This is a genomic window from Arthrobacter bussei (assembly GCF_009377195.2).
GTDB classification, from domain to species: domain Bacteria; phylum Actinomycetota; class Actinomycetes; order Actinomycetales; family Micrococcaceae; genus Arthrobacter_D; species Arthrobacter_D bussei.
In genome coordinates this window covers 185,946-204,577 of the sequence record NZ_VJXX01000004.1, presented here as the reverse complement: position 1 = coordinate 204,577, position 18,632 = coordinate 185,946, and the positions used below count along the sequence as shown (strand labels likewise).

Annotated in this window: 1 protein-coding gene; it reads right to left on the bottom strand. The window is 71.8% G+C overall.

The annotated features are described in order from the left end of the window. Positions 1-87: 87 nt before the first annotated feature. Positions 88-18,510 carry an Ig-like domain-containing protein gene (locus FNH21_RS12910; RefSeq protein WP_152816313.1) on the bottom strand — a complete coding sequence of 6,141 codons (18,423 nt, stop codon included), beginning with the start codon at positions 18,508-18,510 and terminating at the stop codon, positions 88-90. Between the last annotated feature and the right edge of the window lie 122 nt (positions 18,511-18,632).

Here is an 18,632-nt window from a genome sequence, read left to right as displayed (position 1 = left end):
CGCTCCGATGGCGCAGCCGGACCCGGGTGACAGCGGAAGGGCGTGCCCCTACCGGGAGGACCGGTACGGGCACGCCCCCAGGTGCGTCTAGTCGTCCGCCGCCGCGCGTCTCCGCCGGATGACCACCAGTGCGATTCCGCCGGCCACGAGCAGGCCGAGCGCGGAGGCGACGATCCCTGTCAGCTGTGCGCCGGTCACGGCGAGCCCCGGGATCGGGTGGACCACCGGCGGAGCGTCCACCACGGGGTTGACCGTGACGTCGCCGTCGGTGACCGGCGGAGCAGGCGTCGGTGGCGCCGGCTGATCCACGGGCGGATCAACAGGACCGGCAGGCGGATCGACCGGCGGATCGACGACGCCGATGGCGGTCGCCGAGTTCCGGAGCACCCCGTTGCCGGAGTCGCCGGAGTCGCCGGAGTCGCCGGAGACCGTCACACCGTAGGTGATCACGGCCTCCTCGCCGATGGCGAGCGGACCGGTCCAGCGCAACTGCCCGCCGGTGACGGTCACCTCGCCCCTGGTGGCCGAGGTGCCGGGCTTCAGCATGGCGTCGTCCAGCACGTCCGTCAGGTCGTCCTCGACCACCGCCTCGGCGAGGTCCACGTTGCCGTCGTTCTTCACCGTGACCGTGTAGTCGACGTCCTGGCCGTCGGTGACGTCTCCGTCGTCGCCCGCCGAGACGTCCTTCTCGACGTTCACCGAGGGCCGGGCCGGGACGGGCGTGGTGGTGACCGTGTCCTGCGGCGACCCGATCCGCTCGCCGTCGAGGAACCCGAAGGCCCGCGCGGTGTTGGTGATCGAGCCGACGGTGACGTCCTCGTCCGTGACCACGTACGGGTCGGCCTCGAACGTCTCCGTGGCACGAGGAGCGATGCCGCGAGGCTCGTCCAGACCCGTGACGCGATCGTCCTCCACCCGGACGTCCTCGATGAGGACGGGCCCGGTGTTGGTGACCCTGAACGAGTACGCGATGGTCTCACCGGCGTCGGCGAGCCCGTTCCCGTTGACGTCGTCGAGGTCGGCGATCTTCTCGAGCACCAGCTCCGGATCACCGGCGGGCAGTTCGACGGTCGACGGTGCCGAGAGCACCGGCGGCGCCGGATCCCCGTTCGGCAGCGTCGGGGCCGTACCGCCCACGGTCGCCGTGTTGAGCACGGAGCCCGCGGCGACGTCCTCCGCCGTCACGCGGTACGGATCGGCCTCGAGCGTGCGCGCCTCCCCCGGTGCCAGCGTGAGATCACCGGTGTCGGGGAAGGTGACCTGAGGGTCGTCGACCGTGACACCGCTGATGACCACGTTGCCGGCGTTCCGGACCCGGAACGAGTAGGTGATGATCTCGCCCTCGTTCGCGATGTCGTCGTCACCCGACAGCTCGGCGGTCTTCTCGACCGTCAGCAGTGCCTCACGCTCCACCGTCACCGTGCTCGTGGTGTCCGGCGCGCTCTGCACGGCCTCGGCGGGCGCTCCCGGCACGGCGGCCGTGCGTCCGGTCGCCGTCGCCGAGTTGTCCGCGGCGCCTGCGGCGATGTCCTCCGCCGTCACCGTGTAGGGGTCGGCGGTGAAGCGGACCGTCTCGCCGCGCCGGATCGTCGCGGACTCGGGGGCGAGCCCCGTGACCTTCGGATCCTGGACGGCGACGTCGGTCAGGGTGACGTTGCCGGTGTTCGTGACGTCGAAGACGTACCTGATGGTCTCGCCCGGGTCCGCCACACCGTTCTCGTTGGCGTCCTCGAGTGCCGCGATCTTGTCCACCGCGAGGCCCGGCGCAGCGTCACCGACGACGACGACGATGCGTGCCTGCGTCCGGGTGCCGTTCGTATCGGCCACCGAGTACCCGACCGCCGTGGTGGTCCCGTCGAAGCCGTCCGCCGGCGTGAAGGTGACCTCCCCGGTGAATGCGTTCACCGAGTAGGTGCCCTCGCCGGGCACGAGCAGGCCCCGGCCGTCGGCGCTGAGCACGGCATCCTCGACGCCCTCGGGCGCCAGGAGCCCGACGCTCGTGGGCACCAGGAGGGCGCCGGCGCTGCCCGGCTGATCATTGGACAGCACGTCGATCCGCACCGCCGTCTCCGGCTCGGTGACCGCGGAATCGTCCCGAGCGAGCGGTGACACCGCGGCCACCGTCACGGTGAAGGACGCGCTCACCGTGGCGCCGTCGACGTCGCTGACCGCGTAGGTCACCGGCGCCGCGGTACCCGTGAAGGAACCTGCGGGGGTGAAGGTGATGGCACCGGTCTCCGGATCCACGCGGTAGGTACCCTCGCCGGGTACCTGCAGCGTCTTCCCGTCCTCGGACAGCTCGGCACCCTCCACACCCGCCGGCGCGGTGAGGACCACCGTGGCCGGATCGAGCGGAGTGGTGTCGTTGCCCGCGGAGTCGTTCCCGAGCACGTCCACGGTGACCGGGACGCCCTGCCGGGTGGTCACGGCGTCGTCCCCGGCGAGCGGGGTGACCGCGAGCACGCTGATGTCGATCGTCGAGGTGGCCGTGCGGCCGCCCGTGTCGGCGACGACGTAGCGCACGGTCCCCACCGACCCGGCGAATCCGGGTGCCGGCGTGAAGGTGATCCCGCCCGTCGCCGTGTCCACCGTGAAGGTGCCGCCGTCGACGGCGAGCTCCTGCACGGGTCCGCCGTCCGCATCGAGCAGGCGCACGGAGGCCGGATCGACCGGCGTGCCCCCCTCGACACCGGGCAGGTCGTTGGCGGCCGGCGCGAGGGTCACCGGCGTGTTCTGGCCGGTGCGCGTGGTGTCCGCCGTCGCGCGCGGACCCACACCCTCGACGTCGACGACGACGGCGGCCGAGGCCACTTCGCCGTTGTCGTCGAGGACCACGTAGGTCACGGGCGAGGTGGCCCCCACGAAGAGGACTACCGGCTGGAAGGTGATGGCACCGTCGGCGCCGACGGTCCAGGTGCCCTGGCCGGGGACCACGAGCGTGCGGCGGTCCTCGGACAGCTCGGCGCCGGCGAGCGGCCGCAGTGTGACGGATCCGGGGACGAGCGGTGTCTGCCCGTCCACGGGGACGTCGTTCCCGAGGACCTCGATCGGCACGGACGCGCCCTGAGTGGTGGTGGCGGCGTCGTCGTTCGCTGTGGGGGCCGTGGCCCCCACCGCGACGTCGATGGTCGCCTGGCCGCGCTCCCCGTTCGCATCCGCGATCGAGTAGGTCACGGTCGCGGCCGAACCGATGAAGCCGGTGGTCGGCCGGAAGGTGACGATGCCCGTGGTGGTGTCCACCGTGTAGCTGCCCCCGCTGACGGTGAGCGTGGTGACGAGCTGCCCGTCCCCGTCCACGAACCGGAGGGTGGCGCGGTCGGGGGCGCTGCCGCCCTCGATCCCCGGCAGGTCGTTCGCCGCGGGATCGAGCGTCACCGGCGTGTTCTGGGCCGTGCCGACGGCATCCGCGCGGACACGGGGCCCGACGGCGGTCACCTCGACCGTGATGTCCGCGGACACGCCCTGCCCGTCCACGTCACGCACCGTGTAGGTGACCGTCGTGGCCGTTCCCGCGAAGCCGGGCTCCGGCAGGAACGTCACCACCCCGGTGTCGGGAGCGACCGTCCAGGTGCCCTCACCGGGGACGTCGAGCTGGCGGCCACCGGCCGAGAGCTCTCCGCCGTCCACGGCATTCAGCACCACGGTGGTCGGGTCGAACGGCGTCTCGTCGTTGCCCGCGAGATCATTCCTGAGGACGTCGACGGAGACCGCACGGCCCTGGACGGTGGACGCGGAGTCGTCGTTGGCCACCGGGTTGACGAGCAGCACCGTGAGGCTGATGCCGGCCGTACCACGCGAGCCGTTGCCGTCCGTGACCACGTAGGTCACCTGCGGGACCGTCCCGGTGAATCCCTGAGCCGGTGCGAAGGTGATGCTGCCGGTGGCGGGATCCACGGTGAACGTGCCCGCTGCGAGGACGAGCTCCGTGACCTCGGCGCCCGCTGCGTCGAGCAGTCGCACCGAGGCGGGAACGAGCGGCGTGCCGCCGTCCACCCCGGGGCGGTCGTTCGCCGCTGGGTCGAAGGTGACCTGCTGGTTCTGGCCGGTGCGGACGACGTCGTCGACCGCGCGCGGTGCCACGGGTGTGACCTCGACCTGGATCGAGGCGCCGGCGGAGGTGCCGTCCACGTCCGTGACCGTGTAGGTCACGCTCGTGGCCCGGCCCGTGAAGGCCGGATCGGCATCGAAGACGACGACACCCGACTCCGCGTCCACCGTGTAGGTGCCCTGGCCGGGGACCACCAGGGTGCGGCCGTCGGCGGAGAGCTGGCCGCCCTCCACCGCCGTGAGCACCACGGAGCCCGGTACCAGCGGCGTCGCGGCGTTGCCCGCGGTGTCGTTCGCGAGGACGGTGATCCGTGCGGACCCGCCCTGCGCCACCTCGACGGGATCGTTGCCCGCCGTGGGTGAGACGGCGTCGACGCTGACATCGATGGTCGAGCGCGAGGACTGCCCGTTGCCGTCGGTGATCACGTACTCGACCTGCGGCACCGCGCCGGCGAAGCCCTGTGTGGGTTCGAAGCGCACGGAGCCGGTCGAAGTGTCCACGGTGAACACGCCACCGGTGACGACGAGGATGTCCACGGCGTCGCCGGTTGCCGGGTCCACGAGCCTCACGGAGGAGGCCAGCGGCGTGCTGCCGCCGGTCACTCCCGGGAGGTCGTTCGCGGCCGAGGTGATCGTGACGCCCACGTTCTGCTGGGTGGTCACGGCGTCGGCCACGGCGCGGGGCGCCACCGGGGTGACGGTCACGGACAGTGTCGAGGAGACCTCCGTGCCGTTGATGTCACGCACGGTGTACGTCACGGTTGCGGTGGTTCCCGTGAAGGCGGGTACCGGCGTGAACAGGACAGTGCCGGAAGCAGGATCCACCCTGAAGGTGCCCTGACCCGGGACCTGGAGCGTCCGGCGGTCCTCGGAGAGCTCAGCGCCGCTGCCGTCCGGGCCGCCGAGCGTCACGGTGGCGGGGTCGAAGGGTGATGCCTCGTTGCCGGGGAGGTCGTTGGCGAGGACCGGCACCGGGACGGCCTCGGCCTGCGTCGTCGTCCTGCTGTCCGCGTTCGCCACCGGGGCGACGGACACGACGTCGAGGGAGATGGAGCCGACCGAGCGCTGACCGATGCCGTCACGGATGCTGTAGCGCACCTCCGGCACGCTGCCGGCGAAGCCGACGGCGGGCGTGAAGGTCACGCGTCCGGTGTCGGTGTCCACCGTGAACCTCCCCGCGGCGAGCACCAGCTCGGTGACCTCGGCACCTGCCGCATCCAGGAGCCGTACGCTCGCCGGCACCGGGGCGCTGCCGCCCTGGACGCCGGCGCGGTCGTTCTCGGCCGGGGCGAACGTGACGGCCGTGTTCTGCTCGGTGGTCACGGCGTCGGCCACGGCCACGGCAGCCACGGCGGTGACGGAGACCGTGATGGTCGCCGTCGCCGGCTGTCCGTCGCTGTCCTGCACGGTGTAGGTCACGGGGGTGGCCACCCCCGTGAAGGAGGCGATCGGAGTGAAGGTGACAGTGCTCCCCTGCACGCGCCAGGTGCCCTGGTTCGGGACGGCGAGCGTCCGGCCGTCCTCGGAGAGGGTTCCGCCGTCCACCGCGCCGAGTACCAGGCCCTCGGGGACGAGCGGGGTCCGCGCGTTGCCGGGTACGTCGTTGGCGAGGACGTCGATGCTCGAGACCTCGCCCTGGAGAACGGTCCCGGAATCGTTGCCCGCGGTCGGCGTGACCCCGGTGACGAGGATGTCGATGGTGCTGACACCCACCTGGCCGTTGCCGTCCTCGATCTGGTAACGCACCTCGGGCACGGCACCGGAGAACCCGGCGGCCGGCGTGAAGGTCACGTCACCGTTGGTGGCGTCGACCCGGAAGACGCCGATGTCCGTGAGGGACAGCACGGTCACCGGGGCGGTGCCGTTGAGCAGGCGCACCGAGGTCACGTCGACCGGGCTTCCGCCGGTGACGCCGGGGAGGTCGTCGGCGCCGGGCTGGAACGTGACCGGGGTGTTCTGCTGCGTCACCGCGGCATCCGCGACCATGCGCGGGCCCACCGGGGTCACCGTCACGCGGATGTCCGCCCTGACGGCGAGGTCGTCGGCGTCCTGGACCTCGTACTCGACGGCGGTGGCCTCCCCCACGAAGGAGGCTGCGGGCGTGAACGTCACCACTCCGCTCGCGTTGATCCGGTAGACGCCCTGGTCGGCGACGGTGAGCGTCTTCCCGTTGTCCGAGACCACCCCTCCGCCGTCGCCCGTGAAGATCACGGAGGTGCGGTCCAGCGGGGTGTTGTCGTTGCCGGGGCGGTCGTTGGCGACGACGTCGATCACGGCTGCCTGCGCCTGACGCGTGGTCGCCAGGTCCGGGTTCGCCACCGGAGTGACCGCCGTGACGAGGACGTCGATGGTGCTGATGCCCACCTGGCCGTTGCCGTCCAGCACGCGGTAACGCACCTCGAGCACGGGTCCGGCGAAGCCGGCTGCCGGCGTGAAGGTGACATCGCCGTTCGCCGTGTTCACCCGGAACACGCCCTCGTCGAGGGTGAGCACCGTGACCGGGGCGTCGTTCGCGCCGAGCAGGCGGAGCGAGCCGAGGTCGACGTCGCTGCCGCCGTCCACGCCGGGGCGGTCGTCCTCACCGGGCTGGAAGGTGACCGGCATGTTCTGCTGCGTGACCGCGGCGTCCGCGACCATGCGCGGGCCCACCGGCGTGACCGTCACGCGGATGGTCGCCGTGGTGGTCTGACCGTCGACGTCGGCCACCCGGTACTGCACCGGCGAGGCGGCGTTGACGAAGCCCACCTGAGGGGTGAACACCAGTCCGCCGTCGGCGTCCACCGTGTAGACGCCCTGGTTGGAGACCGTGAGGGTCTTCCCGTTGTTCGAGACCGTTCCTCCGCCCACGCCCGTGAAGACCACGGTGGTGGGATCCAGCGGCGTCGCCCCGTTGCCCGGGACGTCGTTCGCGAGCAGGTTCGCCGTGGCCGGGACTGCCTGACGCGTGGTCAGGAGGTCCTCGCCCGCGACGGGTGTCACGGAGCCCACGGTGATGCTGATGGTGCTGGTACCGATCTGCCCGTTGCCGTCCTCCACCCGGTAGAGGACCGTCGGTACCGAGCCGCTGAAGCCGTCCTCGGGGTCGAAGGTGACATCACTGGTGGCCCTGTTCACCGTGAAGGTGCCCTGGGGCAGGGACAGCGTGTCCACGGGCTCGTCGCCGTCGAGCAGGCGCAGCGTGGTGAGGTCCACGGGGCTGCCTCCGTCGACGCCGGGGAGGTCGTCCGCCCCCGGCTGGAAGGTCACCGGGACGTTCTGCTGCGTCACGGCGGCGTCCGCCACCATGCGCGGCCCGACCGGGCTCACGGTCACACGGATCTCGGCGGTGACGGTGCGACCGTCGGCGTCCTCGATCGAGTACTGCACCGGCGTGGCGTCGTTCACGAACGAGGCCTCGGGATCGAAGGTGACCACGCCGTCCCCGTCGACCGTGTAGACACCCTCGCCGTCGACCGTCAGCGTCCTGCCGCCGTCCGAGACGGTACCCCCCACGCCCGTGAACACCACGGTCGCAGGATCGAGCGGCGTGCGCTCATTGCCCGGGCGGTCGTTGGCAACGACAGGGATGACCGCGTTCTCGTCCTGGCGCGTCGAGACGACGTCCAAGTTGGCGACGGGCGTGACGCCGGTGACGAAGATGTCGATCGTGCTGATTCCCACCTGCCCGTTGCCGTCCTGCACCTGGTAGCGGATCTCGGGGACGGCGCCGACCACTCCGGCGGCAGGGGTGAAGGTGACGTCGCCGGTGGCCCTGTTCACGGTGAAGGTGCCCTGGGGCAGCCTCAGGGTGTCCACGGGCTCGTCGCCGTCGAGGAGCTGCAGCGTGGTGAGGTCCACCGGGCTGCCGCCGTCGACGCCGGGGAGATCGTCTTCGCCGGGCTGGAAGGTCACGGGCGTGTTCTGCTGCGTCACGGCGGCGTCCGCCACCAAGCGCGGTCCCACGGCGGTGACGGTCACGCGGATCTGGGCCGTGACGGTCTGGCCGTCGACGTCCCGGACCGAGTACTGCACCGGTGTAGCCGTACCCACGAAGGCCGCCTGCGGGTCGAAGGTGACCACGCCGTCGTCGTCGATGGTGTAGTCGCCCTGATCCGTGACGGTGAGGGTCTTGCCCGCGTTGGAGACGATCCCGCCGCCCTCGCCCGTGAAGACGACGGTGGCCGGATCCAGCGGAGTGTTGTCGTTGCCCGGGCGGTCATTCAGGACCACGGGGATGATCACGGTCTCGTCCTGGCGCGTGGTCCTCTCGTCCGGGTTGGCCACCGGGGTCACGGCGGTCACGAGGATGTCGATCGAGGTGGTGCCCACCTGTCCGTTGCCGTCCTCGACCTGGTACCGCACCTCGGGCACAGTTCCGGTGAAGCCTGCCACCGGCACGAAGGTGACGTCGCCGGTGGCCCTGTTCACCGTGAAGGTACCGGCGCCCGCGACCGTCAGCGTGTCCACGGGCGTGGTGCCGTCGAGCAGGCGCAGCGTGCTGAGATCCACGGGGCTGCCGCCGTCCACGCCGGGGAGATCGTCCTCGCCCGGCTGGAAGGTGACGGGTGTGTTCTGCTGCGTCACCGCGGCGTCCGCGACCATGCGGGGACCCACCGGGGTCACCGTCACGCGGATCCTCGCCGTGGCGAGCTGGTCGGCGATGTCGCGGATGGAGTACTCCACCTCGGTGGCTGCGTTCACGAAGCCCGCCTCGGGGTCGAACGTCACGATCCCGTCGGCATCGACCCTGTACACGCCCTCCCCGCTGACCGTCAGCGTCCTGCCGTCATCGGAGAGGACTCCTCCCACTCCGGTGAAGACCACGCTGCCCGCGACCAGCGGCAGGTTCGCATTGCCGGGCCGGTCATTGGCGACCACCGGGATGATCGCATCCTGGTCCTGGCGCGTGGTGACGATGTCGGGGTTCGCGATGGGGGTGGCCCCGCGGACGACGACGGTGAGCGTCGACGTGGAGCTCCGGTCATTGGCGTCGGACACCCGGTAGGTCACCGGCCGCACCGCTCCGCTGAAGGCGAGGTCTGGCGTGAACGTCACGATGCCCGTCTCGATGTCGACCGCGAAGGTGCCGCCGTCGACGTCGAGGGTGGTGACGGCCTGGTCGCCGTCGAGCAGTCGCACGGACGCCGCGACCGGCGCGCTTCCGCCGTCGACACCCGGGAGGTCGTTGGCCGCGGGGTCCAGTGTCACGGGCGTGTTCTGCGGCGTGGACGCCGCATCCGCGACGGCGCGCGGAGCCGCGGCTGCGACCGTGACCGAGAGGGTGGCGCGGGCGGGTTGACGGTCGGCGTCGAACACCACGTAGGGAACGGGCGTCGCGTCGCCGGTGAAGGCGGCGAGCGGCGTGAACGTGATGACGCCGGCGGCGTCGACACGGTAGGTGCCCTGGTTCGGGACCGTCAGTTCCTTCCCCTCGAGCGTGGGGCCGGCGCCGGGAAGGGCCTCGAGCTGCACGCTGGAGATGTCGAGGGGGGTGGCAGCGTTGCCGGGACGATCGTTGTCGAGCACGATCGCACGCACGGCTTCGCCCTGACCGGTGGTCTCGGCGTCGTTGTTCGCGACCGGCCGCACGCCGACCACGCGGACCGTGACGACGGCCTGGCCCGTGGCTCCGGCGACGTCCGTCACGCGGTACTCGGCGGTCGCGTTACCGCTGAAGCCGGGCGCGGGGGCGAAGGTGACGACGCCGGCGCCGTCCACGCGGAAGTTTCCACCGGCCGTGGTGAACGAGCCGTCATCGGCTGCACCGATGAACTCGACCGTGGCGGGGTCGATGGCACTGCCGCCCTCGACACCCGGCGTGTCGTTGGCGAGGACCTCGAGGGTCACCGGAGTGTTCTGGCCTGTCGACGCCGCGTCGGCGAGAGCCCGCGGGCCCAGCGGAGTGACGCTGAAGGCGATGGCGCCCTCTGCCACGTTGCCGCCGGCATCCGTCACCGCGTACGTGACCACTGTGGCGTCGTTGACGAAGCGGGCCACGGGGGTGAACGTGACGGTGCCGTCCGGCGCCACCTCGACGGTGCCCTGGCCGTCGATCGTCAGAGTCTTGCCGTCCTCGGACAGCACGCCTCCCTCGATCTCGCGGAGCACCACGGTGGCCGCGACGAACGGGGTACCGGCATTGCCCGGGCGGTCGTTCGCGAGGACGTTCACCGACGCTGGTTCGCCCTGCAGGCTGCGGGCGGCGTCGTCGTTGACCATCGGCATGCTGGCCGCGACGGCGATGTCGATCGTTGCCGTGCTGGTGAGCCGGTTGCCGTCCGCGACCCGGTAGGACACGGTGGGCACAGGTCCGGAGAAGGTGGCGTCCGGAGTGAATGTCACCTCGCCGGTTCCGACGTCCACGGTGAACAGGCCGCCCTCGACGTCGAGCTCCGTCACGAAGGTGGTACCGGGCCCCACCAATCGGAGCGTGCTCGGGACCACGGCGCTGCCGCCCGTGACACCGGGGAGGTCGTTGGCCGCCGGGGAGAACGTGATGGGCTGGTTCTGGCCCGTGGAGTAGCCGTCCGCGATGGCGCGTGCCGCCACGGCGTCGACCGTGACCGTGACCGTCGCGGTGTCGACCGAGCCGTCGACGTCGGACACCGAGTAGGTGATGGCGCGTGCAGCTCCCACGAAGGCCGGGAGCGGCGTGAACGTCAGGTCACTCACCGTCCCGTCGGTGGTGTAGGCGTAGGTGCCCTCATCCGGCACGACCACGGTGCGGCCGTCCGGCGACACCTCCGCCCCGGCGATGCCCGGCGCGCTGAGGACCACGCTGCTCGGAGCGAGCGGGGTGTTCACGTTGCCGGGCAGGTCGTTGTCCAGGATGTCGAGGGCTATTGCACGGCCCTGGGGCGTCCGCGCGATGTCGGCGTCGGCGGTCGGCGTGACCACGCTGACCGTGATGTCGACGGTGGCCCGTGAGCGCAGGTTGTTCGTGTCCGCGATCGAGTACTGGATCTGATTCACCCGACCCGTGAAGCCCTCCTCCGGCGTGAAGGTCACGTCACCGTTCGCGGCGACCGTGAAGACTCCCCGACCGGCGATGGCGAGAGTGGTGACCAGCGCGTCGCCCGCACCGACCAGACGGACGCTCGAAGGGACGACGGGCGCTCCGCCGGTGACCCCGGGGCGATCGTTCGCCGCGACGGGGAAGGTGATGGGCGTGTTCTGCTCGGTGGTCTGCGCATCCGCTGCTGCGCGGGGGGCCACGGCGGCGACGTCGACCACAATGGTTGCGGTGCCCGTGCTGCCGTCGACGTCCGCCGCCGAGTAGGTGACGGCCCGGGTGGCCCCGGTGAACGCCGCGACGGGGACGAAGACGACCGCGCCCGTGGTGGTGTTCACGGTGAAGGTGCCCTGGTTCGGGAACGTCAGGCTGAGGCCGTCCGCCGAGGGAGCGACGCCGTCCGAGGTCTGCAGGCGGACGCTGGTGACGTCGAGGGGCGTGTTCTGGTTCCCCGCGACATCATTGCCGAGCACGGCCACCGTGACCGGCGCGTTCTGCGGCGTCGAGATGCGGTCGTCGTTGACCTGCACGACGGCGGGCTGCACGGTCACGTCGATGGTGCTGACCCCGGTCTGCCCGTTCCCGTCGGTGATCCGGTAGCGGATCTCGGGCACGAGTCCGGAGAAGCCGGGTGCCGGGTCGAACGTCACGGCACCCGTGGTGGTGTCCACCGTGAAGGTGCCCTCGGCAAGCGTCAGCGTCTCCACCGGTGTGTCGCCGTCGAGCAGTCGCAGCGTCGTGAGGTCGGGCGCGGAGCCGCCGTCGACGCCGGGGAGATCGTCCTCGCCCGGGAAGAAGGTGACATTCGTGTTCTGCTCGGTCACGGCTGCATCGGCCACCATGCGCGGGCCCACGGCAGTCACGATCACGCGGATCACCGCGGTGGTGCGCTGCCGGTCGACGTCCTGGATGGCGTACTGGACCTCGGCGGCCGCACCCGTGAAGCGCGCGAGCGGCGTGAAGGTCACCACGCCGTTCCCGTCCACGGCATAGGTGCCCTCGCCGTCGACCGTGAGCGTCCTGGCGTCGTCGGAGAGGGTTCCGCCGCTCTGGTCGGCGCCGGTGAAGACGACGCTTCCGGGGACGAGCGGGGTCGCGTCGTTACCGGCGCGATCGTTCCCCACCACCGGGATGATGGCCGGCTGCGCCTGGCGCGTGGTGGCGCCGTCGTCGTTGGCCACCGGGATGACGGCCGCGACGAGGACATCGATGGTGCTGACCCCGGTCTGCCCGTTCCCGTCGAGGATCCGGTAGCGGATCTCGGGCACGCGGCCGGAGAAGCCGGGTGCCGGATCGAAGGTGACGGCACCCGTGGTGGTGTCCACCGTGAAGGTGCCCTCGGCGAGGGTCAGCGTCTCCACCGGCGTGTCGCCGTCGAGCAGGCGCAGCGTCGTGAGGTCGGGCGCGGAGCCGCCGTCGACGCCGGGGAGATCGTCCTCGCCCGGGAAGAAGGTGACGTTCGTGTTCTGCTCGGTCACGGCGGCATCGGCCACCATCCGCGGGCCCACGGGGGCGACGGTCACGCGGATCAGGGCCGTGGCCGGCTGGCCGTCGACGTCGGACACCCGGTACTGGACCGGCGTGGTCGCGCCGATGAAGGGAGCGACGGGCGTGAAGGTGACCACGCCGTCGGCGTCCACCGTGTAGGCACCCTGGCCGTCGACCGTCAGGGTCTTGCCGGCGTCGGACACCGTGCCACCGCCGGCACCCGTGAGGACGACGCTGCCGGGGACCAGCGGCGTCGCCCCGTTGCCGGGGCGGTCGTTCGCGAGGACCGTGACCGGGGTCGGTGTGCCCTGGCGCGTCCGGGCGGTGTCGTCGCCCGCGCTGGGAACCGCGCTACCGACGACGACGTCGATGGTGCCGATCCCTGTGGCACGGTTGCCGTCGGTGATGACGTACCGCACCTGCGGCACCTCTCCGGTGAATCCCTGGGCGGGACGGAAGGTGACATCCCCGGTGGCGGTGTCCACGGTGAATACGCCCGCGGTCACAGCGAGCCTCGTGACCGGAGCGTCGCCGTCGAGGAGGCGCAGGGTGGTGAGCACGGGGGCGCTGCCGCCGTCCACGCCGGGGAGATCGTCCTCGCCGGGCTGGAACGTGACGGGCGTGTTGCGCTCGGTGACCGCGGCGTCCGCCACGGTGCGGGGGCCCACGGGCGTCACGGTGATGCGGAGCTGCGAGGAAGCCGTCTGGCTCGCCGCATCGCTGATGGAGTAGGGCACTGCGCGGGCGGCACCCACGAAGGCGGGCTCGGGCGTGAAGGTCGCCACGCCCTCGACCAGGGTGTAGACACCCTCGCCGTCGACGGTCAGGCTCCTGCCGTCGTCCGACAGCGTGCCACCGGCGATCGCGGTGAAGACCACGGTGGCGGCGTCCAGCGGGAGCGCGGCGTTGCCTGCGCGGTCGTTGGCCGCGAGATCCACCGGGATCACGGTGCCCTGGCGCGTGGTCCCGGCGTCCGGGTTCGCGACGGGCCGCGCTGCGACGACCTGGAGGTCGATGACGCTCGTGGAGGACTGTCCGATGCCGTCGCTGATGCGGTAGCGCACCTGCGGGACCGACCCGCTGAAGCCCGGCTCGGGAGTGAACGTCACCGTACCGGTCACGGAGACGCGGAAGACGCCGGCACCGGGCAGGGACAACTCGGTGACCGGCAGGTTCTGCGCGGTCAGCAGGCGGACGGTCGCTGCGACGGGGGCGCTGCCGCCGTCGACGCCGGGGAGGTCGTTGGCCGCCGGGTCGAGGCTCACGGGCGTGTTCTGCGGCGTGGTGGCGGCGTCGGCGACGGTCCGCGGCGGCGCGGCAGTGACGCTGATGCTGAGCTCGGCGCTGTCCGTCCGTCCGTCGGCATCGCCGATCGTGTAGACCACGGGTGTCGCGGCGCCGGTGAAGGATGCCACGGGCGTGAACGTGATGACGCCGCTGGGCCCGACGGTGTAGACACCCTGCCCGGCCACGGCGAGGCGCTTGCCGTTCTCCGTGGGCTGCACACCGTCGAGGGCGGACAGCACCACGGACCCGGCGGTGAGCGGGGTCCGTGCGTTGCCCGCGCGGTCGTTGGCGATGACGTCCACGGGTACGGCCTGCGCCTGCGGGGTCGTAGCGGCGTCGTCGTTCGCGACGGGGCTCACGGGCGTCACCTGGACGTCGATGGTCCCGGTGCCGGTCTGCTGGTTGCCGTCCGTGATGCGGTACTGGATCTGGGGCACGAGTCCCGTGAAGCCGGCTGCGGGCGTGAAGGTGACGTTGCCGTTGGCGGTGTTCACCGTGAAGACACCGGCGGTGACGGTCAGGGTGTCCACGGAGGCGCCACCGGCGCCGACGAGGCGGACGGTGGAGAGGATCGGCGCACTGCCGCCGTCCACCCCGGGGAGGTCGTCGGCGCCGGGAGCAAAGGTGACCGGCGTATTCTGCTCGGTCACGGCGGCATCGGCCACCATGCGGGGACCCACGGGGACGACGGTGACGGTGAGCTGCGCCGAGGAGGTCTGCCCGGCGATGTCGGAGACGGAGTACGGGACAGTGCGCGCGGTGCCGACGAAGGCGGTGACCGGCGTGAAGGTGACCACACCCCTGACGTTCACGGTGTAGACGCCCTCGCCGGCGACCTCGAGTCGCCTGCGGTCGGCGGAGAGCGTCCCGCCCTCGACGGTGGAGAGGACCACGGTGTCCGGGACGAGCGGCAGTGCGGGATTGCCGGCGCGGTCGTTGGCGAGCACCTCGAGGGACACCGGGGAGGCCTGCGGTGTCGTGGCGACGTCGTCGGCGGCGACCGGCACGGCGGCGGTCACGGTGATGTTGATCCCGGCGCTGGAGCGCTGGGTGTTGCCGTCGGCGATGGAGTAGCGCACCTGCGGCACCACACCGGAGAACCGGGGCGCCGGGGTGAAGGTGACGCGACCGGTCGCGGTGTCGACTGCGAAGCGGCCCTCGGTGAGGGTGAGGCTCTCCACGAGCTGGCCGTTCGCACCGATGAAGCGGAGGGTGTTCGGGACCACGGCGCTGCCGCCGTCCACTCCGGGGCGGTCGTTCTCGGCGGGGTCGAGTGACACGGGGGTGTTCTGGGGTGTGGTGCGGGCGTCGTCCGTGGCGCGTGGGGCGACGGCGGTGACGGTGACACTGAGCTGCGACTCGGCCACGGTGCCGCTGGTGTCGGCCACGCGGTAGGTCACCGGTGTGGCGCTGCCCGTGAAGGAGGCGAGCGGGAGGAAGGTGACGCGTCCGTTCTCGACGTTCACGAGGTAGGTCCCCTGGCCGGGCACGGTGAGGCGGCGACCCTCCTCGCCGAGGGTGGAGCCGGCGGGGGCGACGAGGCGCACGGTCCCCGGCACGAGGGGTGTGTTCGCGTTGCCCGCGCGGTCGTTGGCGAGCACATCGAGGGTGGCGGCAGTGGCCTGCGTCGTCGTCTGCGCGTCCGGGTTCGCGACGGGCGTGGCGGCGGCGACCTGCACGTCGATCGTGGCACGGGAGGTCTGGCCCGCGGCGTCGCTGATGGCGTAGGTGACCTGCGGCATGGTGCCGGAGAAGCCCGCGCGCGGGGTGAAGGTGACGGCGCCGGTGGCCGTGTTGACGGTGTAGCGGCCGTCGGCGAGCTGCAGGTCCGTCACCGCCTGGTCGGCGCCGTTGACCAGGCGGAGGGAGCCGGGCACGAGGGCACTGCCGCCGTCGACGCCGGGACGGTCGTTGGCGCTGGGCGCGAAGGTCACCGGCGTGTTCTGGTCGGTGCCGACGGCGTCGTTCGCCGCGCGCGGGGCAACGGGAACGACGTCGATGACGAGGTTCGCGGTGGCGGTGGTCCCGTCGGCGTCCGCGACCGTGTAGGGCACCGCGGTGGTGGCGCCGGTAAAGGCGGCCACGGGGACGAACCGCACGGCGCCGGTCGTCGGGTCGACGGTGTAGGTGCCCTGCCCGGCGACGGTGAGGGTGCGCCCGTCCGCGGAGGGCGTGTTCGCGCCGACGGCGGAGAGCCGCACGGTGGCGGGACGGAGCGGCGTGGCCGCATTGCCCGCGGCGTCGTTCGTGAGGAGGGGCACCGTGACTGCGGCTGCCTGCGTGGTGCTGCCGCGGTCATCGTTGGCCACCGGGCGCACGGCCGTGACCGAGACGGTCAGGAGGCCCGTGGAGGTGAGCCCGGCCGTGTCGGCGATGCGGTAGGAGACGTCGGGTACGCGCCCGGAGAACCCGGCGGCGGGCGTGAACGTGACCGCGCCCGAGGTTGTGTTGACGGTGAACGTGCCCTGGCCCGCGAGTGCCAGGGTGGCCACGGCGGTGCCGTCGGCGCCGAGGAGGCGGAGCGAGGAGGCGTTGACGGGGGTACCGCCGTCGATGCCCGGGGCGTCGTTCGCCGCAGGGTTCACGGTCACGGGGGTGTTCTGCGGGGTGACCACGGTGTCCGGGGCGGTACGCGGCGGTACGCCGGTGACGGTGACGGTGATGTTCGCCGTCGCGGTGCGGCCGTCGACGTCGGACACGGTGTAGGGCACCGCCGTGGCGGGCCCGGTGAAGGCGGTGACGGGCTGGAAGGTCACGGCACCTGTGGTCGCGTTGACGGTGTAGGTGCCCTGGTTCGGGACGGTGAGGGTCTTGCGGTCCGCCGACAGCACTGCGCCGGGTGTGTTCGCGGGGACGGACAGCACCACCGTGCGGGGATCCAGCGCGGTGTTGGCGTTACCCGGGAGGTCGTTGGCGACGACCTCGAGGGTGACGGCGGTGCCCTGGCGGGTCTCGGCGGTGTCACCGCTCGCGGTCGGGGTGACGGCGCTGACGCCGACGGTGATGGTGCTTCGCGCGGTCAGACCACGGGTGTCCGCCACCTGGTAGGTGACGGCCGGCGTGGTGCCCGTGAAGCCACGGGCCGGCGTGAAGGTGACGACGCCGGTCGAGGTGTCCACGACGAAGCGGCCCGAGGGGATGGTGAGGTCGGTGACGAGGGCACCGTTGGCGCCGACGAGGCGCACGGAGGCCGGGTCGATCGGCGTGCCGCCGTCGATCCCCGGGCGGTCGTTGCCGGCCGGGCTCAGGGTCACCGGGTTGTTCTGGCCGGTGGTGGCGGTGTCAGCGGCGGCACGGGGGGCCACGCCCGTGACGGTGGGGGTGATGGTGGAGGTCGCGGTGACGCCGGACTGGTTGGCCACGCGGTAGGTGACGGGCCGGGCGGCGCCGGCGAAGGCGGCCACCGGCGTGAGAGTCACGTCGCCGGTCGCGGCGACGGTGTAGGTACCCTCGCCCGCGACGGTGAGGGAGGTGACGAACTGGCCGGTCGCGGGATCCAGCAGGCGGACGGAGGGTTTGTTGATCGGCGAGTCGACGCCGTTGTCGTTGACCGTGGGATCGAACGTCACGGCCACGCCCTGCGTGGTGGTCGGTGCGTCCGCCACCGGAACGGGGGGATCGGCCGTGACGGTGACGGTCAGCGTCGAGGACGCCGTCGAGTTGTCGGCGTCGGACACCCGGTAGGTGATGGGACTCGCCGTGCCGATGAACGCGGTGACGGGCGTGAAGACGACCTGCCCGTTGGTATTGGCGGTGTACGTACCCTCGTTCGGGACGGTCAGCGTCTTGCCGTCGGCGCTGACCGTGGCGCCCGTGACACCGGGGGCGGAGAGGATCACCGAGCCCGGTACCAGGGCCTTACCGCCTGCGCCCGGCGCGTCATTGGCCAGGATGGCGGTGGTGACCGGGGTGTTCCGCTTGACCGCCGCGGTGTCCGGAGCCGCCGTCGGGACCGGCTGGTCCTGCAGGGTGATGAAGGCGTTCCACTGATCGACGTTGGTGGCCGTCAGCGTCGTCGCCACGCCGTAGACCTTCAGGCCCGTCGTGATCGTGACCTGGGTAAGCCCCGTGCCATTGATGACCATGCTGCCGCAGCCCGCGGGAACGGCCGCGTTGCAGGCGGTACTCGGCTGGTTGATCGATGTCTGGAAGCGGTTGTTCGCAACGGCGAGGCTTGTGGATCCGGGCTGGGGCTGGCCCAGGGTCGCTCCAGCCGGGACGGAGGTGACGGTTCCGTAGGTCGAGTAGGTGTTCTGGACGGTGCCCCCCGAACTGGTGGTGGCGCCCAGCCCGACGACGTGCAGGACGGGATTGTTCACGGGTTTGCTGAAGGCGATGGTGACGGAACCGTTGGGTGCACAGAACGCATTGGTGTTCAGCGTGGTGGTGCAGCCCGTCCCCGAGGTATCGAGCTGGGTGACGACCGTCCCGGCCGGGAGCCCGGGGGCGAAGGTCGCTTCGGTGGCACCGCGGACCGGCAGCACCGAGGTGGTGCCGCCCGTGGCTCCCTTCACGGTGTTGCCGGCGACGGTCCACGAGCCGGTGACGTTCTCGGCGTTCGGCTGCGTGAACACCTGGGAGTAGGTCGCTGCTCCGGTGTCGGTCACGTTGGCGATCCGCGCCGCCTCGGCGCTCGGCGCCGTTGCCACGGACAGGGCGATCACCGATCCGGCGCCCAGGACGACGGCCAGGCACATCGCGACGAGGCGCTGCAGGAACGAAACTGAGACCGGGTACCGGTGAGACCGCCGGCGCGCGCGAGGCTGCGACAAGATATTTCCCCTGTTGAGCAATCGCCGCGGCTGGTGACCTCTGCGAT

Bases quoted from the DNA above. Each gene is read 5' to 3' on its own strand.
- FNH21_RS12910 (WP_152816313.1), bottom strand. From the start codon at position 18,510: ATGTGCCTGGCCGTCGTCCTGGGCGCCGGATCGGTGATCGCCCTGTCC.